Below are 16,892 nucleotides of genomic sequence, written 5' to 3'. Positions count from 1 at the left end.
GCAGAGTGCCCATGAGTCAAGTCAAACTAAAAGATATGATGGATGCTGCCCTTACCCAGACAGGGGAGGAGAGCAGCATGCTGCTTGGACAGCAGCTCACCATAGATGAAAGCGATAGTGTAACTACCAATAAAATAACCTATTTCTCCGATAGTGATGACGCCATCTTTGTTGCGAACGTAGAGGCTAGGGAAGAGTATTCCGGCCAGTTCTACATGATCTTTTCCCTCAGGGACGCAATTCTGCTCAGCGGTCTCCTGTTGGGGATCCCGCCCGCACGGGTCAACGAAAAACGCAGACTGGCCATAATGGAGCCGGATGATATCGATGCCTTCGGCGAAATAATGAACCAGATAATCGGCTCATTCAATTCCGTGCTCAAACCGTCACTGCCGAAGAAGATCCATCTCAAGCTGAATTCCCCGAAAAAATTCATCCCCGGTGTCGATGAGATGTCGGACGAAGAGCCGATCCCCACCGGAGAGTATGTACTTTTCCGTGCCCAGCTGAATATGGAAGGGCTGGAGATGGACCGGCTCAACATCCTGATGCCCGTTGAGCTTGCACACCAGATCGAGCCGCCCGCTGCCGAACCCGAACCTGTTGCTGCCGATGCCGGAGCCGCTGCCGCCGGAGCTGAAACAGCCAGTGCGCCCGCTGCCGGAGCTGTCCCCGAGGCAGAGGCAATCATACTGCTGCTGGAAGACGACGAGCAGGTTCGCGAGAATGTCAGGCAGTCGTTGTGTGCCGCCGGTATGAATGTGGTGGCTGCTTCGTTAAAGGCCGACATCAGGGAGATATGCGCTCAGAACAATGCCAGGGTTGCAGTTGTGGGGGTAGCCGATACCGAGGACCGCGAACTGGCGCTCTGTATCAAGATTAATGCCATGAACCAGGACGCTCCTCTCCCGATCATCATGTGCGCGCCGCAATGGACCCGCTCCGGAGTGTTAAAGGCACTCAAGTATGGGGCGCGGGATATTGTTCTCAAGCCTTATGATGCCGACGAACTGGTTACAAAAGTCAACAGGTTCCTGAAGGCTGCGTGATGGCGCGGCGGAGATTCATATTATCTCTTGCGGCGCTGGCGCTGACAGTCATCGGGAATCCCATCGTTTCCGCTGCTGAAACTCCTTCGCGTCTGCGCCGCATAGACATAAAGCCGCGACCGGACTACACCCGCCTCATATTCCAGCTGGACAGGGAAACTCCCCACTCTGTAACGGAACTCCCCGGAAACCGCCTGAAGCTTACATTCCCCCTTGCCGATGCCCCCATGCTGCGCCGTCTGAGGAACTATGCCGACCATCATGTCAAAGGGATCACGGTCGCGCAACGCGGAGAACGTCTTCAGGTTACCGTGGGGATGACCGGTCCAGGCGAGGGGTTGAGGCTGCTCGACAGCTGTTCGCAGACACTGACGCTGGATATCGGTCCGCGGTTCCGGAATGTTGTCACTGCTCCACCTATGCTTGCCGGCCGTGAACCTATCTGGGCCGGGACCGGGAAGTTTGTCCGTGAGTATGATCCGCCGATCAGGTCAGAGCTCCCTTTTGTGCCTACCGATCAGCAGTCGCTCCGGGCGCAGTTGAGCGAAGAAGAAACCCGGCAGTTCCTGATGGGTGAGGCCGCTATCTACAAGGGGCAATCTTCAGATGCCGTCGGTATATTCAATGCCTTTATGCAGAAGGATTCCGGGATAAGGGCTCTGGCTGCATACCGATGCGGCCAGGCATATTACTGCCTGCTCGAATACGAGCGCGCTCTTCAGCTCTTCAAGTACGCAGAAAGCATCTGGCCGCAGTTTCTTGACATGAGCGCCGATGTCAAGTTTGCCTACGCCGACTGTCTTGTCAGGGGGGGAGATCTCCCTGCGGGAAGGCGGCTCCTTTCCCGCCTGATAGCGAGCAAAGCCGAAAAGAAAACAGCTCCAATATTGCTGGTGCGTCTGGCGGATATCCTTTCCCGGCAGAAGCAGGAGACGGAATCCAGGGTGATCTATGGCAATGTCATCCGGTTTTTCCCGGATAACAAGGCGGCTGTATATGCCGCTCTCAAACTTGCCGACAGGCGTTTCCCGGAGATTGACAGTTACGGTTACCAGGGACTAAGGGATGAGTACCTGCGCATAGCAAGAGTTTCCGGCGATTTCATCGTGAGGGAAGAGGCGTTTTTCAAGGCAGCACTGCTTGAATCCCTTTTCGGCCGCGGCATTGATGCCCTGACAGTGGTTGCCGACTATGAAAAACGGTATCCGAGGGGGATTATGGCATCTCTGGCCCTCGCCATGCACCTTGACCTCATGCCGATAGTCTACTCGGAATTAAAGGCTTCCGGTGATGCCGAGCAGATGGTCAGGATTATGGACCGCCATGCCGACTATCTTGCCAAGTGCCTGTCCGAACCTGCTTTCGTTGTCGATCTGGATCAATCCTTCACCAAATTGGGGCTGAAACAGGATGAGAACCGGCTCTTCGGGCGCCTGGTGCGGCGTGATTGGGCGGTACAGCAGGCGCCGTTCCTTTACGGGAAAATGCTTGAGAACTCGATTGCGCTTTCGGACTGGGATGTTGCGGAATCGACCGGCCGGGAATTCGTGCGCAGATTCCCGCTATTTAATGACACTAAGAGTGTCAGGGAAGTGCTGGGCGACATCGGATACCGTAAGGGGGATATGAAATCGGTGAAGGCCGATCTCGCTTTCCTTCTGGATCCGAAGCAGAGGGCCGACAAGCCGGAAAGCTACTATTACCTCGGGAAATCCTTTGAAGCGGGGAAGGATGTCACGCAGGCCGGCAGGGCCATGGAGCTGTTCATTGCCGCGGTAAATGAACGGCGGATCGCTTCGCCATTACTGGCTGATGCCTATTTTGTCGCCGGTTCGTCCAGCCTGGCTTCCAGAAACAATTCCAAAGCAATGGCCTATTTTACTTCTGGCCTTGGGCAGGCACCTCAGGAAGGAAGAGACCGGTTCCTGTTCAGAATAGGCGAGTTGAGCAAAAAGCAGGGACAGACAACTGCCGCGAAAAAAAGCTGGCAAAAGATTGTTCAGGAAGGGAGCGACCCGGTCTGGCAGCGACTGGCTTCACAGGAACTGGCTGATCTGGAGTGGAAAGAGAGAATCGGCGCCGATATTTGAGGTGAGTCAAAAAAATGGCTTTTGTCAAAAATGATATTGGGGCGCCCATGCCGGGCGCCTTTTTTGTTTTGCAACTGACTGATATCGTTTAATAAATATGATGGTATATCTTTTGCTCAAAGGCATTGACACAAGGAGGGGGTACTATGCCGATTGAGGGGATATTTGCCAATACCATCGAGCTGCTTGGAAAAAGCATCGATCTGCGAGCGAAAAACCACAATCAGATTTCTGCCAATCTCGCCAATGTGGAAACACCGAATTTTGTTCCTGCGGCGCTTTCTTTTGAGGGTGAACTCAAGGATGCCTTGAAGTCGGCAAAATCTGCGGGTTCAACCGGTAAAGCAGTGACGCATCCCCGTCATATTCCGCTGAAGGGGCAGGCCGGTTCCATCGCTGCGGTTGAGGGGAGGGTAATCCAGACCCCTGCTCCGGGAGTCGGGCGTGACGGCAATGCGGTCGAACTTGAACAGGAGATGGGAAAGCTGGCGACAAACCAGATTCTGTATAATGCTTCGGTGCAGATGATCAGCAAAAAGTTCGAGGGGCTTAAAATTGCCATCAAGGGGCAGTAGGCCCTAATGGGATGCACCCGTAACGAGAGAGGTGAATATGGACTTCTTTACATCTATGGACATCAGTTCTTCCGCCCTTACTGCCGAGCGGACCCGCATGAACATCATTTCAGGCAACATTGCCAATGCCAATGCGACCAGGACCCCGGAGGGGGGGCCATACAAAAGGAAGGATGCGGTTTTTGCCACCTCCCCGCCTTCGACTTCATTTGGTTCCGCGCTGCAGAGTGCTGTCAAAAAAGGTTCCATGGGCGTCGAGGTAGTGGATATAGTTGAAGACCGGAATCCCCCCAGGATGCAGTATGATCCTTCGCATCCGGATGCCGATGCCCAGGGTTATGTCGCTTATCCCAACGTGAATGTCGTGGAGGAGATGGCGGACATGATTGCCGCCACCAGGGCCTATGAGGCCAATATCACTGCCTCCCAGGCTGCAAAGAGCATGGCGATGAAAACCCTGGAAATCGGGCGATAGTAATAAACAGTAATCAGGAGTAATCAATGGAAATCAAGGCTATTGAAAGCGGATTCGGGATCGGCAAAGCCTTTCCCTCTGCAGCTGTTTCGTCTCCGGCAGCTTCTCCGTCAGAGGGGTTCAGCAAGTTTCTCGGGGAGATGATGGAAAAGGTCAACAGTACGCAGGTCGAGTCTGACCAGGCGGTCCAGCAACTCGTAACCGGTGAGACGAAATCGTTGCACGAGGTCATGATTGCCATGGAGAAAGCAAGCATCTCCTTTCAGTTTATGACCCAGGTCAGGAACAAGGCCGTTGAGGCCTATCAGGAAATCATGCGGATGCCGGTCTGAATGGTAGCGCGAAGGTTGCTGCTCTCAACCTTTGGTAATGTCCCCGTGACTTTTTGCTTGTCTTGCGTCTAAAGCTTATTGCAGCGCTAGCGTTCGAGCGGCGTTAGAGAGCGAGGCTAATTCATTAACAGAGTAATCGATGCCAGATAATATCAAAAAATTTATTGAACCTTTTCTTGCCCTGCCGCCTGCCAAGCGCTGGCTCGTGGGCGGGATAGTCGGGCTCTCGATCGCTGCCTTTGCGGTATTGATAATCGTGGCCAACAGGACCGATTACAAGCCTCTTTTTGCCAATCTGACCACTGAGGATGCCGGCGAGATAGTCAAAAAATTGAAGGACCAGAAGGTGCCGTATCGCCTATCTGCGGACGGGAAGGCCATACTGGTCCCGGCCGAAAAGGTCTACGACCTGCGGCTCACGCTCGCCTCTGAAGGGCTTCCTCAGGGGGGCGGGGTCGGATACGAGATCTTTGACCGGAAAAACTTCGGGATGACCGAATTCGTGCAGAAGCTCAACTACCAGAGGGCACTGCAGGGAGAGCTTTCCCGGACCATATCGCAACTGGCCGGTGTCGAACAGGCCCGGGTGCACCTGGCAATTCCGGAAAAAAGCCTGTTCAAGGACGCCGAAAAACCCCCGACCGCTTCCGTGGTGCTTAAGATAAAGGGGGGACGGTCTCTTAAGGAAGCTGACGTGCAGGGGGTTGTGCATCTGGTTGCCGCGTCGGTGGAGGGGCTGGACACCGAACATGTGACTGTTCTTGACGGTAAGGGTAAGATCCTTTCCCGTGGCGGTCCGGGGGACGCCACGGCCAAGATGTCGGCGACAATGCAGGAGACCCAGAGGTCGTTTGAGAAGAGTACCGAAGACCGGTTGCAATCCCTGCTGGATAAGGTGGTCGGCTCCGGCAAGTCAGTGGCAAGGGTTTCGGCATCGTTCAACTTCAAGCAGGTGGAGAAATTCGAGGAGCGTTATGACCCCGAGTCTGCAGCGGTCAGAAGTGAGCAGCGGAGCGAGGAAAAGGGGGGGAGTGGCGCACTGACCGGTGTGCCGGGTGTGCAGACAAACCTGGGGAGGACCCCTGCTACCCAGCCCCAGGCAGCAGGGGGTAACTCCAAGAGCGATGAAACCCTCAACTACGAAGTCAGCCGTTCGACGGCGCGCACAATCGAACCGGTCGGCTCGCTGGCAAAGGTCTCTGTAGCGATTCTGGTTGACGGGAAGTATGATATCCCGGCTGCCGGTAAGGATGGGAAAACCGGCAAGCCCAAGTATACCCCCAGAACGCCGGATGAGCTGACGAAAATAGAGGCGCTGGTAAAGAGTGCGGTCGGCTTCAGTGCCGAGCGGGGCGATCAGGTTACGGTTGCCAATATACCTTTTCAGGATACCGAGGATGCTGCCGGCGGCGTTAAGGACGAATGGTGGAATGCCCCCCTGTTTCTTTCGATGCTGAAAAACGTATTGATTGCCATCGGTTTCTTTGCGTTGCTGTTCCTGGTCATCAGGCCGCTGTTGAAATCTTTGAAAGCAGGAATGCCCAGAACCACATTTGTCCCCGAGGAGAACGTTGAAGAAAAGGTTCGGGAGATGATCGCTTCGCAGCAGAAGCAGCTAGCGGTTCAGGGGGCAAGCCAGATGGAACTGATTGAGAAAGTAAAAACCGAATCATATCAGGCGTCTCAGGTGATAAAAAACTGGCTCGACAAAAAAGAGTCCTGAAGTTATTTGAAATGATGGGTTATTCCTTATGACAGGTGCTGAAAAGGCGGCAATACTTCTTCTATATGTGGGGAGCGAAGCAACCAGTAAGGTTTTTTCGCATCTGGAAGACAATGACATAAAAAAGATCAGCCAGAGTATGGCAAATCTGGGACATGTGCCGATGACGGTCATCCAGGACGTTGTCAACGAATTCAACGTGATAACTAGTCCAGATGCCGGCTTCTTTGCCCAGGGCGATGAATATGTGCGCAAAGTCCTTGAAAAGGCCCTTGGTCCGCAGAAAGCGGAGTTGTTGCTGCAAGAACTGCATACCGCAAATATCGGAGATATTGAAGATATTCTCGGGAGCATGGATGCCAAGACCATTGCCAACTTTCTGTCCCAGGAGCATCCGCAGACGATTGCCGTAATCGTTGCCAAGCTTCGCCCCAAACAGACGAGCGAGATCATAAGCCATCTCCCGGTTGACCTGCAGGCCGAGGTTGTGATCCGGATTGCCGATGTTGATCAGGTATCTCCTGAAGTCCTTAATGACATCGACGATGTCATTCGCCGGGAGCTGACGTCAATGGGTGGTGTCCAGAGATTCAAGGTCGGCGGCGTCGAGAAAGTCGTCGAGATGTTCAATCATCTGGAGAGAAGCAAGGAGAAGCATATCCTTGACAAACTGGATGTGATGAATCCGCCGCTGGCAGAGGTGATCAGAAAACACCTGTTCACGTTCGAAGATATCTTCAAGCTGGATGACCGCTCCATCCAGGCCATTATGCGGGAGATTTCAAACGATACCCTGACCCTTGCCATGAAGGCATCTACGGAAGAGGTCAAGGAAAAGGTGTTCAGAAACATTTCGAGCCGCGCCGCGGAAATGATAAAGGAAGACCTGGAGGTAATGGGTCCGGTCCGGCTTTCCGATGTCGAAAAGGCTCAGTCGGAAATCATCAAGATCGTCCGCAAGATGGAAGAGGATGGCAAGGTGGTAATTGCCGGACGTGGCGGGGATGACGTCCTTGTCTAGGGTGATCAAGAAGGGGAGCATCAAGGGGAGTTCCATATGCAACGTGAACTATGAGGCGTTGATTGGCGCCGGCATGGAGGAACAGGAATCTCCCCCGGTTTATCTGGAAGCAGATGGGTTTAAACCGCTTTTTTTCAACGAACATCTCGATGTCGCCGAGCATGATGAGGAAGACGCTGAAGCAACGGAAGGCGATGGCGCCACCGATGCCGGAATCTCGGTTGCCGCCGATATTCCGGACGGGATGCTGTACGTTGCCGAGGAAGATTTACAGACGCAGCTAACAGAGGCATATCAGCGCGGGGTTGAAGAAGGGCGGCAGGCTGCGGAGCGCGGACTGGCGCACGTTTTCCGGGCACTGAGGGACGGTGCGGACAGTCTTGTTTCCTTGCGGGAAAGGGTCTTGCGGGATAGCGAGAGTGATCTGCTGAAGCTCTCAAGCCTGGTGGCCAAGAAAATCATCCTGCAGGAGATCGCTCTGGACCCGGCAATATTGGGCAATATCATTGCAGCGACAGTAAGTTGTTGTTCGGAGCAGGACAGAATAACCATACGTCTGAGCCCGGACGATTACAGGGCGGTTATGGCCAATCGTCAGTCGTTTTCCGGGGTGCTGGCGGATGAGGGGCGGGTGACCTTGGCCCCCGACGATTCGATCATGCTTGGCGGCTGCCTGGTAGAAACCCCGACAGGCACTGTGGATGCCCGTATCGAGTCTCAGCTTGACGAAGTGTTCGCCAGATGCATGGAGCAGCGTGGCATACCTCAGGAGTCCTTGATCGTTAACAGCTCAGGGGAGCAGGGGCTATGAACGAACCGGCAATAGATTTTTCCAGATACCTGGCAGTTGTGGACGATATGCGGCTGATTCGTTTCAACGGCAAGGTGACGCAGGTCGTCGGTCTGGTAATCGAAGGGTACTGCCCGGATACCTCAGTCGGGAGCCTGTGCGAGGTCCATCCGGCTGACGGTCCCCCAATTCCGGCGGAAGTTGTTGGTTTCCGCGACAACAAGACACTGCTCATGCCGCTGGGAGAGTTGCGGGGAGTGGGATTAGGGAGTCTGATAACCGTTCTGCGGCAGAAGTCTTCGATGAAGGTAGGTCAGGGGCTCCTCGGCAGGGTTATCGACGGTCTCGGCGTGCCGATTGACGGCAAAGGGCCTGTTATCGCCGAAGAGGAGTGCCCGATTTACGCCACTCCGGTCAACCCGCTTGAACGGGAGCCGATCAGAAAGCCGCTGAACCTCGGCATCAGGGCAATAAACGGTCTTCTGACCTGCGGACAGGGGCAGCGGGTCGGTATCATGGCCGGCTCCGGGGTCGGCAAGTCGACCATGCTGGGGATGATAGCCCGGTATACCGAGGCCGACATCAATGTCATTGCACTGATCGGGGAGCGCGGACGGGAACTCCGGGAGTTCATAGAAAAGGATTTGCAGGCCGATGGGCTGCAGAAATCCGTCGTGGTTGTCGCCACATCGGATCAGCCGCCGCTGGTCCGGATGCGCGGGGCATATATTGCCACTACCATCGCGGAATATTTCCAGTCCAAAGGGAAGAAGGTTCTCCTGATGATGGACTCTGCGACCCGTTTTGCCATGGCCATGCGAGAAGTCGGTCTTGCCATTGGCGAACCACCTACAACGAAGGGGTACACGCCATCGGTGTTTGCCGCCCTGCCAAAACTGCTTGAACGGACCGGGAATTTCCGGAACGGGAACATAACCGGCCTGTATACCGTTCTGGTTGAAGGGGATGACTTTAACGAACCGATCTCCGATTCCATGCGCAGCATCCTGGATGGCCATATCACGCTTTCAAGAGAGCTGGCGGCGAGAAATATCTATCCGCCTATCGATATCCTGCACAGCGCCAGCAGGGTTATGAACGATGTTACGGACAGGGGGCATCAAAAGCTTGCCGGAAGATTCAAGGAGTTGCTGGCAACCTACCGGCAGTCCGAGGATCTGATCAACATCGGAGCCTATAAATCGGGGAGCAATCCGAAAATCGATGCTGCCATCGCCAAGATGAACGAGATGATCGCTTTCATCAAACAGGATATTTACGATGGCATCAGCATGGAACAGGCGCTGGCGGACCTGAATGCGATCTTCCCCCAGGGGAGTGAGACCGATTTCGTCTCATAGTCTCCTTGAGCCGGATCTGAGCGGATTCTTGGGAGATAATTCATGCACAAGCGAGGGTTCAAGCTCCAACAGGTATTGAATTTTCGAAAGGAAGTGGAAAAGGCGCGGTCCCTGGAGCTTGCCGAAGCCAAGAGGGAGCTGGACCATGCCGAAGAGCGGCTGAAGCGGGAGGAAGAACACGCGGCAAGAGTGTCAGAGGAGTTGGCGATCAAGCAGTCAGAGGGAATCAACGCCAGCGAATTACTGATGTATGTCAATTTTTTCCATCGGAAGGTCAAGGTGATAAAAGAGCAGCGTGAAGAGGTGGACACGCTTGACCTTAAGGTTGCCGAACGCCGGGAAACGTTGCTGATCGCTGCTAAGGAAAAAAAGGTGCTTGAGTCGTTCAAGGAGAAAAAGGTGGCTGCAGAGAAGGAGGCGCTGGCGATCAAGGAACGAGATTTCATTGATGAAATATCCGTCCAGAAAAAAGGCAGGTTCAAGCCATGACCAGGTTGGGCATGGCAGGTGCGGTATTTCTTCTGATCGTCATGGCCGCGGGAGGGATTAACTATCTGCGTCCTGCGGATGCAGCCGGGTCAGGAGCCTCGGCAAAACAGGAAACCCAGCCTAAAAGCACGGCAGAAGAGCTGCAGGGGCTGGAAAAACGGCGGCAGCAGTTGATGGAGAAAGAGGCTGCCCTGGCGGCAAAGGAACAGGAGCTGAACCGCCTCGCCGCAAGCCTTGAATCCAGGATCAAGGAACTGAATGCCGCGCAGAAGGCGCTGGAAACCACCCTCAATGAAAAGAAGAAGAGAGAGGCGGAACAGGCCAGCGCGAAATACATGAAGATGTTCAAGCTTCTGAAGGCGATGAGACCCGAAGAGGCGGCAAAGATAATGGACAAGCTTGATGAGCCGGTCGCCATCGGGTTACTGGAAAGATATGATCAGAAAACCGTGTTGAAGCTGGCCAAATACATCAGCCAGCCCAGACTGTTGAAGTGGATCAAGGAGAATCTTCAGACCGGCCCGAGAGCTATTAAATAATCAGATGGACTTGCTACGAGTCCTTTGACTGATAATGTATCTATGGCAAAGGAAGAAGCTCCAGTTGCAAGGCTTGCGAGGGGTGAGGAATGAGGCGTACCGGTACGGTACGTCGCAGTGACGAAGCCCGAGCGTAACGCAGCAGATGAACTTTTAACTTTGTCGTTATCCCACAACGAAAGGAGGTGAGACAGAATGGACGTTATGACATTGATGATGAGCAGTATGACGCAGTCACCCGTAATGCCGGCAACGGCAAACGGACCCTTCGGGCAGCTGGGACAGCCCGGACAGCCGGGCGATTCTTCCGGGAAATCTCTTCTTTTCGCAACACTTCTCGGGACCTCGCTTCAGGACCAACTCCCTGTTTTTACGCAACAGGCAGTTGCCGAAGGTGACCAAACGGCCAATATCAAGGCTTTGATGGCACTTTTGTCCGAATCCCCCGCAACTGGGACGGAAACCGCTGAATTTACCGCAACCGGAATGGCGGCTGGCCAGGAGGGGAAGGCTCTGTCAATAATGCAGTTGCTGACAGAGTTGAAGAGCCGGCTGGAAGGCTCTTCGGAAGCGCTGAATCAACAGCTGAAGGGTGGTCGTCCGGTTGCCGATGTTGAGCAACTGATTGCCCAGCTCCGGACCCTGATTGGTCAGGAAGGGACCGAGATCCCCGAACCGGCAGTTACCTTGCCGGAAGGCGCTGGTCAACAGGCATTGAAAAGTGAGTCACTGTTGGAACGGCTTACTCAAGAGGCCATTGATTCAAAGCCTGATGAGCAGGGCGCCGACGGCCAGAGAGCAGCACTGCTGGCCATAATTAACGGCATGCTGGCGCAGGTCCCCCGCCAGACCCCGGAACAGAAGCTCGAGAAGGGGGATGGGGAGGGCGAAACTCCGGTTGCGTTGCCGGTGATCGTTGCCAGGACGCAGGGGAACGAAAAGTCGCAGCTGCCGGAAAGTCTTGGCGCGGAGGATAAAGCCGGCCAGAGCCAGCCGGGAACATCTATGGAGTCCTTTGTCGTTCCTGAGACAAAGAACGTAGGTAACACAACTGAAGTTCATCCGAAATATGTTGAGGCGCAGAACGCTGCCGATACAGCAGTTAAGGAACTGCAGCCGAAGACCGTAATGGCGCAGAATGCTGCCGATACAGCAGTTCCGGAACAGCAGCCAAAGTATGTGAAGGCTCAGAATGCAGCGGTTCAGATTCACCCGGCTGCTGTACCGTCGCCGGTGGTTGAGGAGGCGCCCGCAGTGCAAGCGCAGAACCATTTGGACTCTGCGGCAATCGAAGTGGTAGTGCGGGAAGAGGCGTCGGTGCAGGAACTTGTAAAACCGGCAGTCGCCAAGCTGGAGCCGGAAACAGCGGCAAAACATGAACAGTCGAGAGCGGAGGCGATTTTTGTCTTAGCTGCGGATGGGAAGCAGCAGGCCTCGGCCGATAGTGCGGTAGCGGAAGATGCCCGCAAACCGGTATCATCTGAGCAGATTGTCAGCCAGGTACGGGAAAAACTGGCCGAGCACAGGGTGATGCAGGAGAATGGTCAGGTTACCATCAGGCTTAACCCGGCTGAACTGGGAGAGCTCAAGATCAGCGTAAGGATGGAAGACCAGCGTCTCCGTGTTGAAATCGTTGCAGAAAACAGGACAGTAAAAGACGCCTTGATGGAAAATCTCGGGAGCCTGAAAGAGTCGCTCGCCCGCCAGAACATCGAGATGAAGCAGTTCGATGTCTCCACGGGAAACAGGCAGTTCTTCAACCAGGGGTTCCGGGAAGGGCGGCAGCAGGAGCAGCAGTACGTTGCTCCCCGCCAGTCCGGCTGGCTGATGGGCCGGACCGCTGAACTGGACCAGTCCGGTCCGGTAGCTTGGCAGTCGCGAGGCGACGCCCTGCTCGACATGATGATGTAAAGGAGGTGAAGATATGGCGATCAATGCAACAACAGCAGCAACCGACTCGGCTTCAGGGGCGGCGGCAATGAAAAAGGCCACCGGCATGAACAAGGACGATTTCCTGAAGCTTTTCATAACACAGATGCAGAACCAGGACCCGCTCAACCCCATGGACAGTACCCAGTTTCTCGGGCAGCTGGCGCAGCTTACCCAGGTTGAGCAGGCCTACAACACCAACAGCAACCTGCAGAGTCTTATTAATGCCCAGAACAGCAGCAATAACCTCGGAGCAGTATCGTTCCTGGGTACCACCATACTGGCCCAAGGGGATCAGATCAGCCTGACGGCCGGTCAGCAGCCGACCATTGCCTATAATCTTCCTGCAGGGGCAAAAACGGTCCTGGTGGAGGTAACTGATGCTGCCGGCAAACTGGTGAAAACCTTTGCCAAGGGTGAATCTGCCGCAGGCGATGGCAGCCTTGTCTGGGATGGTAAGGGTGAAAAACGGGGAGACCCTTCTGCCTGGAATCTACTCCGTTTCGGTCACCGCAACGGATGCGAATGGGAAGCAGTTTTACGGTACCCCGATGATTCAGGGGCGTGTTGAAGGAGTCGCTCTTGACGGAACGACCCCTCTTCTTACAGTCAACGGTGTAAGCGTACCGTTGAGCAGTGTGATTAAAGTGAAAGGAGCTTGACGTGGTGGACAGGATCTTTATTCCGAGTCCGATCCAGGTTCCAACCCAGAAACCGGCTTCGGCGCCTAAGCCTGCGGGGACTATCGATGGCAGTAACAAGTTTGCCAAAGTCCTTGAAGAAAAACTCCCTTCTCAGGGTGTTCGCTTCTCGCAGCATGCGCAAGACCGCTTGAAGGCAAGGGGGATAAGTTTCTCCGACAACGACCTGCAAAAACTCGAAGGAGCGGTCGATACCGTTGCCCGCAAAGGTGGGCGCGAATCGCTGGTCATGCTTGGGGATGCCGCCTTGGTGGTGAGCGTGAAGAACCGGACTGTGGTGACTGCCGTGGATCGGGAATCTATGAAAGGAAATGTTTTCACCAACATCGATTCAGCTGTAGTGCTATGACGACTCAGCGAATGGAATAAACAAAACAACCAATGGGCTGGCCCTCCTGGAGGAAGCCCGACCGAAACGCCGACCGACTGACGCGTTTCACACAAAAGGAGGCAATAATGAGTATTACATCCGCAATGTATACCGGTATCAGCGGTCTCAATGCCAACGGCGAGGCCATATCCGTTCTCGGCAACAACATCTCCAACGTCAATACCATCGGCTTCAAGAACGGCCGGATGCTCTTCTCGGACGTCCTCTCCTCAAGCATCGGCAACAACTCGCAGATTGGCCGCGGGGTCCAGATCCAGGCGGTCCAGAATAACTTCAGCCAGGGCTCATTTGAGAACACGGAAAACGTCACCGACCTGGCGATTCAGGGCGAATCCTTTTTCATAGTGAAGAACCCCGGCGAGGCTCAACGTTACACCCGCGCCGGCGCATTCAATTTCGACAAAAACAAGATCCTGGTCAATCCCGATGGCCTGCAGCTTCAGGGGTATGGGATCAATCAGACAACAGGGCTGAACAACGGATCTCTCGGTGCGATAGACCTGACCAACTTTTCCACCCTGCCGCCGAAAATGACGACTACCCTGACTACGCGCGTGAATCTGGACTCGACCCAGACGATCCCGGGGGGGATTGCCAATACACTGACCATTGGCGGCAACCTTAATTCGACCACAGGGACGAATACGGTCAACACCACCATGGTGGATAATAGCGGCACCAGCAGGGCAGTAACGCTTACATTCACGCAGACAGCCGCAAACGCCTGGAGTTGGTCGGCTGATATTGCGGGAGCAACGCCGGCCACAGCCTCTGCTACCGGCGCGTTCACGATACCGGCCACCACCATTGCTACGAGCGCCACCATAAACGGCAATGCCCAGGCGCTCACCATCGACCTGACCGGCGTAACCGAGGCCGCTGCCGGCGTTGCCACTGTGGCAACGGCAAATGCCGCTACCACTGCGTTTTCAACAACAGACCCGGTCGGGACATCGAACTTTTCCAACAGCATGACTGTTTACGACTCCCAGGGGAACCCGCACTCGGTAACGACTTACTACCGCAAGACCGGGGTAAACTCCTGGGACTGGCATGCCAATGTCCAAGACGGAACACCGGCCTGGGTTGACGGAACAATGACTTTTAATACCGCGGGAATTCTGACCGCTCAGACCCCTGCAGCTACCGCAGCCCAGAACATCACCTTTTCCGGTGTGACCGCTCCCCAGCCACTCCTGTTCGATTTCGGCGTGAATGCTTCGACGCAGTTCGCCAGCGCCTCGATCGTAAATTCCCAGAACCAGGACGGTTACTACCAGGGGAGTCTGTCTAAGGTCCAGGTGGATGAAAAAGGCTATGTGATCGGTGTTTACTCCAACGGTCAGTCGCAAAAACTGGCCCAAGTGGCTCTGGCCCGTTTTGCTTCCACCAACGGTCTTTCCAAGGTCGGCAGCACACTTTTCGAGGAGACGCTGGCGTCCGGACAGGCTTTGATATCCGATGCCAGCACTCCGGGAGTGGGAAAAATCCTTTCCAACTCCCTGGAGCAGAGCAACGTCGACATGGCGGCCCAGTTCGTGAAGCTGATCCAGGCCCAGCGGGCATTTTCCGCAAACTCGAAGACCATTACCACTGCCGATGAAATGACGCAGGAACTTCTAAACCTTAAGCGGTAGTCAACTCATGTCAGAGACCTGGCAGGTTTTAATGGCCTGCCGGGTCTCTGGTGTCAAATTACTGACTAAGTCCATTCAAAATTCCTGGGAATTATTTCTCACCCCTTTTTTGTCCCCCCGGCTCAATCCGTTGCTGTGCAGGGAGTTACAGCGTCGCGGCCAAATTCTTCGGCCAATTATCTGACTTGCGGAATTAAATTCTCTCTGGCACCCCAGTTGCAATGGGGAACGGATGTGAAGAAACTTGCAATGTCGAGAGGGAGGGCCGTAAATGGCAGCCAAGGACGAACAGGCAAAGGAAGAGAAGGCTCCTGGCGGTAAAAAGAAGCTATTCATTATTATCGGTGCTGCGGTTGCGGCAGTTGTAGTTATTGTTGTGGTGCTCATGTTGACAATGGGCGGGAGTAAAAAAGAGGGCGGCGCCGACAAAAAGGCCGAGGCCAAGAGTGCCGGCGGCCACGGAGGCGGCGCCGAGGCCGGCAAGGGAGGGGGCGGAACGGTGTTCCCCCTGGAGCCGTTTATCGTGAACATCTATGATGGCCAGGAGGTGCGCTACCTCAAGGTCAAGGTGGAATTCGAGATGGCAACCCCTGAAGTCAAGGCAGAAGTCGAAGCAAGGCAGGCGCCGCTTCGGGATGCAATCCTGGTGCTTTTGACCACCAAGACGCTGCAGGAGATTCAGGATCTGCAGGGCAAGAACCAACTTCGTGAAGAAATATTGACAGCAGTGAACAAGATCCTGCCACCCGGAAAAGTCACCAAAGTATACTTCACGGATTTCGTGGTTCAGTAGGATAAGAGCTGACCTATGGAGAATATCCTCACCAAGGAAGAGATTGAAGCCCTACTTTCGGCGGTCTTCGAAGGGAAGATCGACCCTGAAAAGGAGCTGGCAAAGGAGAGCGGCGGGGTAAGCAACTATAACCTCTTCAGTTCTGACTCTTCCAAAGGGTTCATTCCGAACCTGGACATCATATACGATAACTTTATCCGTTATTACCGGGCAAACCTGTCCAACAGATTGCGGAAACAGATCGAAATCAAAAAGGGTGGCGCCAGGGCATTCAAATTCGACGATTTCATGCAGACCCTGCCGTCGCCGGTCTGCATGGCGATATACAAGATTGAGCCCCTGAAGGGGGCTGCCATAATCGCCTTTGATGCCACCATGGTCTTTGCAGTGGTTGACGCCATCCTCGGCGGCACCGGAACGCCCAAGATCCCGGAAAACAACCGGACGTTCACCTCCATTGAGTTGCGCCTCGTCGAAAAAATCATAAAGGATATGCTCGCGGAGATGGAAAAGGCCTGGGCGCCGCTCCATACCACCAGTATGAGCCTGATCAAGATCGAGTCCAACCCGCGCATGGTTAGCATTGTGCCACCGGAATACATGGTCATAACCATGAATCTGCAGGTCCAGATCGAAGAAACTGTCGGGAACCTGATCTTTGCCGTTCCGTACATGACGATTGACCCGATCCGTGAAAAGCTCAAGGCCGGCGCCCAGTTCACCATGATGGCTGCTGACCCGCACTGGTCAACTCGTCTGTCGCAGGAGCTGATGCAGGCTCCTCTCGAAGTCTCGGTACAGATGGGGACCGCCAGCATCACACTCTCGGATCTGCTGGGGATGAAATCGGGCGATACAGTGATGATGGACGATTCCCGATACGGAAGCGAAGTGCAGGTCAGCATCGGCGGGATTCCGAAATTCCTGGGCATGCCCGGTGTTCGCGGCGGCAACAAGGCCGTACAGGTTACCAACTTGAAACCAAGAGGGGGATAGC

The 16,892-nt window shown here is 54.7% G+C and carries 18 protein-coding genes; all 18 read left to right on the top strand.

Annotation, left to right across the window (positions count from 1 at the left end; genetic code table 11):
* Positions 1-11 precede the first annotated feature (11 nt).
* The 18 genes from OR1_RS09690 to fliM all read left to right on the top strand — a co-directional run bounded on the left by OR1_RS09690 (position 12) and on the right by fliM (position 16,891).
* Positions 12-1,049 (top strand): response regulator, encoded by a 1,038-nt coding sequence (locus OR1_RS09690; RefSeq protein WP_041971549.1) that lies wholly within the window; start codon positions 12-14, stop codon positions 1,047-1,049.
* Complete coding sequence (locus tag OR1_RS09685; RefSeq protein ID WP_041971548.1) at positions 1,049-3,139, top strand: tetratricopeptide repeat protein; 2,091 nt, start codon at positions 1,049-1,051, stop codon at positions 3,137-3,139. Before OR1_RS09690 ends, OR1_RS09685 begins: the two co-directional genes overlap by 1 nt.
* A gap of 146 nt (positions 3,140-3,285) precedes the next feature.
* Positions 3,286-3,714 (top strand): flagellar basal body rod protein FlgB, encoded by a 429-nt coding sequence (flgB, locus tag OR1_RS09680; RefSeq protein ID WP_041971547.1) that lies wholly within the window; start codon positions 3,286-3,288, stop codon positions 3,712-3,714.
* Positions 3,715-3,751: 37 nt separating this feature from the next.
* Positions 3,752-4,189: a flagellar basal body rod protein FlgC gene (gene flgC, locus OR1_RS09675; RefSeq protein WP_041971546.1), complete on the top strand. Its 438-nt coding sequence runs from the start codon at positions 3,752-3,754 to the stop codon at positions 4,187-4,189.
* Between the two features lie 26 nt (positions 4,190-4,215).
* Positions 4,216-4,521, top strand: a complete 306-nt coding sequence (gene fliE, locus OR1_RS09670; RefSeq protein WP_041971545.1) for a flagellar hook-basal body complex protein FliE — start codon at positions 4,216-4,218, stop codon at positions 4,519-4,521.
* Positions 4,522-4,660: 139 nt separating this feature from the next.
* Positions 4,661-6,244 carry a flagellar basal-body MS-ring/collar protein FliF gene (gene fliF, locus OR1_RS09665; protein WP_041971544.1) on the top strand — a complete coding sequence of 528 codons (1,584 nt, stop codon included), beginning with the start codon at positions 4,661-4,663 and terminating at the stop codon, positions 6,242-6,244.
* Between the two features lie 28 nt (positions 6,245-6,272).
* Positions 6,273-7,265, top strand: a complete 993-nt coding sequence (gene fliG / locus OR1_RS09660) for a flagellar motor switch protein FliG (RefSeq protein ID WP_041971542.1) — start codon at positions 6,273-6,275, stop codon at positions 7,263-7,265.
* Positions 7,249-8,076 carry a FliH/SctL family protein gene (locus tag OR1_RS09655; RefSeq protein ID WP_082002890.1) on the top strand — a complete coding sequence of 276 codons (828 nt, stop codon included), beginning with the start codon at positions 7,249-7,251 and terminating at the stop codon, positions 8,074-8,076. The genes fliG and OR1_RS09655 overlap by 17 nt, the downstream gene beginning before the upstream one ends.
* A complete protein-coding gene (locus OR1_RS09650) occupies positions 8,073-9,416 on the top strand; it encodes a FliI/YscN family ATPase (RefSeq protein ID WP_041971541.1) in 1,344 nt (447 codons plus the stop codon). The genes OR1_RS09655 and OR1_RS09650 overlap by 4 nt, the downstream gene beginning before the upstream one ends.
* Positions 9,417-9,458: 42 nt before the next feature.
* On the top strand, positions 9,459-9,905 hold the full coding sequence (gene fliJ / locus OR1_RS09645) for a flagellar export protein FliJ (protein WP_041971539.1): 447 nt from the start codon (positions 9,459-9,461) through the stop codon (positions 9,903-9,905).
* Positions 9,902-10,444, top strand: a complete 543-nt coding sequence (locus OR1_RS09640) for a MotE family protein (protein ID WP_041971538.1) — start codon at positions 9,902-9,904, stop codon at positions 10,442-10,444. Before fliJ ends, OR1_RS09640 begins: the two co-directional genes overlap by 4 nt.
* A gap of 195 nt (positions 10,445-10,639) precedes the next feature.
* Complete coding sequence (locus tag OR1_RS09635) at positions 10,640-12,355, top strand: flagellar hook-length control protein FliK (RefSeq protein ID WP_041971537.1); 1,716 nt, start codon at positions 10,640-10,642, stop codon at positions 12,353-12,355.
* Positions 12,356-12,368: 13 nt separating this feature from the next.
* Positions 12,369-12,944, top strand: coding sequence for a flagellar hook assembly protein FlgD (locus tag OR1_RS09630; protein WP_237754268.1), 576 nt, complete (start codon positions 12,369-12,371; stop codon positions 12,942-12,944).
* Positions 12,925-13,035, top strand: a complete 111-nt coding sequence (locus OR1_RS23265) for a hypothetical protein (RefSeq protein ID WP_370543346.1) — start codon at positions 12,925-12,927, stop codon at positions 13,033-13,035. The genes OR1_RS09630 and OR1_RS23265 overlap by 20 nt, the downstream gene beginning before the upstream one ends.
* A 1-nt stretch (position 13,036) precedes the next feature.
* Positions 13,037-13,423 (top strand): TIGR02530 family flagellar biosynthesis protein, encoded by a 387-nt coding sequence (locus tag OR1_RS09625; protein WP_041971536.1) that lies wholly within the window; start codon positions 13,037-13,039, stop codon positions 13,421-13,423.
* A 107-nt stretch (positions 13,424-13,530) separates the two neighbouring features.
* Positions 13,531-15,102 (top strand): flagellar hook protein FlgE, encoded by a 1,572-nt coding sequence (locus OR1_RS09620; protein WP_052440367.1) that lies wholly within the window; start codon positions 13,531-13,533, stop codon positions 15,100-15,102.
* 271 nt (positions 15,103-15,373) lie between these two features.
* A complete protein-coding gene (gene fliL / locus OR1_RS09615) occupies positions 15,374-15,895 on the top strand; it encodes a flagellar basal body-associated protein FliL (protein ID WP_041971535.1) in 522 nt (173 codons plus the stop codon).
* 15 nt (positions 15,896-15,910) lie between these two features.
* Positions 15,911-16,891 carry a flagellar motor switch protein FliM gene (fliM, locus tag OR1_RS09610; RefSeq protein WP_041971534.1) on the top strand — a complete coding sequence of 327 codons (981 nt, stop codon included), beginning with the start codon at positions 15,911-15,913 and terminating at the stop codon, positions 16,889-16,891.
* Position 16,892: the final 1 nt, after the last annotated feature.

Source organism: Geobacter sp. OR-1, assembly GCF_000813145.1.
Classification (GTDB): Bacteria; Desulfobacterota; Desulfuromonadia; order Geobacterales; family DSM-12255; genus Geoanaerobacter.
This window is presented reverse-complemented; position numbering and strand designations above follow the sequence as displayed.

Excerpts from the sequence above, each read along its gene's own strand:
- OR1_RS09690 (WP_041971549.1), top strand. The coding sequence starts at position 12 with ATGAGTCAAGTCAAACTAAAAGATATGATGGATGCTGCCCTTACCCAG.
- OR1_RS09685 (WP_041971548.1), top strand. The coding sequence starts at position 1,049 with ATGGCGCGGCGGAGATTCATATTATCTCTTGCGGCGCTGGCGCTGACA.
- flgB (WP_041971547.1), top strand. The coding sequence starts at position 3,286 with ATGCCGATTGAGGGGATATTTGCCAATACCATCGAGCTGCTTGGAAAA.
- flgC (WP_041971546.1), top strand. The coding sequence starts at position 3,752 with ATGGACTTCTTTACATCTATGGACATCAGTTCTTCCGCCCTTACTGCC.
- fliE (WP_041971545.1), top strand. The coding sequence starts at position 4,216 with ATGGAAATCAAGGCTATTGAAAGCGGATTCGGGATCGGCAAAGCCTTT.
- fliF (WP_041971544.1), top strand. The coding sequence starts at position 4,661 with ATGCCAGATAATATCAAAAAATTTATTGAACCTTTTCTTGCCCTGCCG.
- fliG (WP_041971542.1), top strand. The coding sequence starts at position 6,273 with ATGACAGGTGCTGAAAAGGCGGCAATACTTCTTCTATATGTGGGGAGC.
- OR1_RS09655 (WP_082002890.1), top strand. The coding sequence starts at position 7,249 with ATGACGTCCTTGTCTAGGGTGATCAAGAAGGGGAGCATCAAGGGGAGT.
- OR1_RS09650 (WP_041971541.1), top strand. The coding sequence starts at position 8,073 with ATGAACGAACCGGCAATAGATTTTTCCAGATACCTGGCAGTTGTGGAC.
- fliJ (WP_041971539.1), top strand. The coding sequence starts at position 9,459 with ATGCACAAGCGAGGGTTCAAGCTCCAACAGGTATTGAATTTTCGAAAG.
- OR1_RS09640 (WP_041971538.1), top strand. The coding sequence starts at position 9,902 with ATGACCAGGTTGGGCATGGCAGGTGCGGTATTTCTTCTGATCGTCATG.
- OR1_RS09635 (WP_041971537.1), top strand. The coding sequence starts at position 10,640 with ATGGACGTTATGACATTGATGATGAGCAGTATGACGCAGTCACCCGTA.
- OR1_RS09630 (WP_237754268.1), top strand. The coding sequence starts at position 12,369 with ATGGCGATCAATGCAACAACAGCAGCAACCGACTCGGCTTCAGGGGCG.
- OR1_RS23265 (WP_370543346.1), top strand. The coding sequence starts at position 12,925 with ATGATTCAGGGGCGTGTTGAAGGAGTCGCTCTTGACGGAACGACCCCT.
- OR1_RS09620 (WP_052440367.1), top strand. The coding sequence starts at position 13,531 with ATGAGTATTACATCCGCAATGTATACCGGTATCAGCGGTCTCAATGCC.
- fliL (WP_041971535.1), top strand. The coding sequence starts at position 15,374 with ATGGCAGCCAAGGACGAACAGGCAAAGGAAGAGAAGGCTCCTGGCGGT.
- fliM (WP_041971534.1), top strand. The coding sequence starts at position 15,911 with ATGGAGAATATCCTCACCAAGGAAGAGATTGAAGCCCTACTTTCGGCG.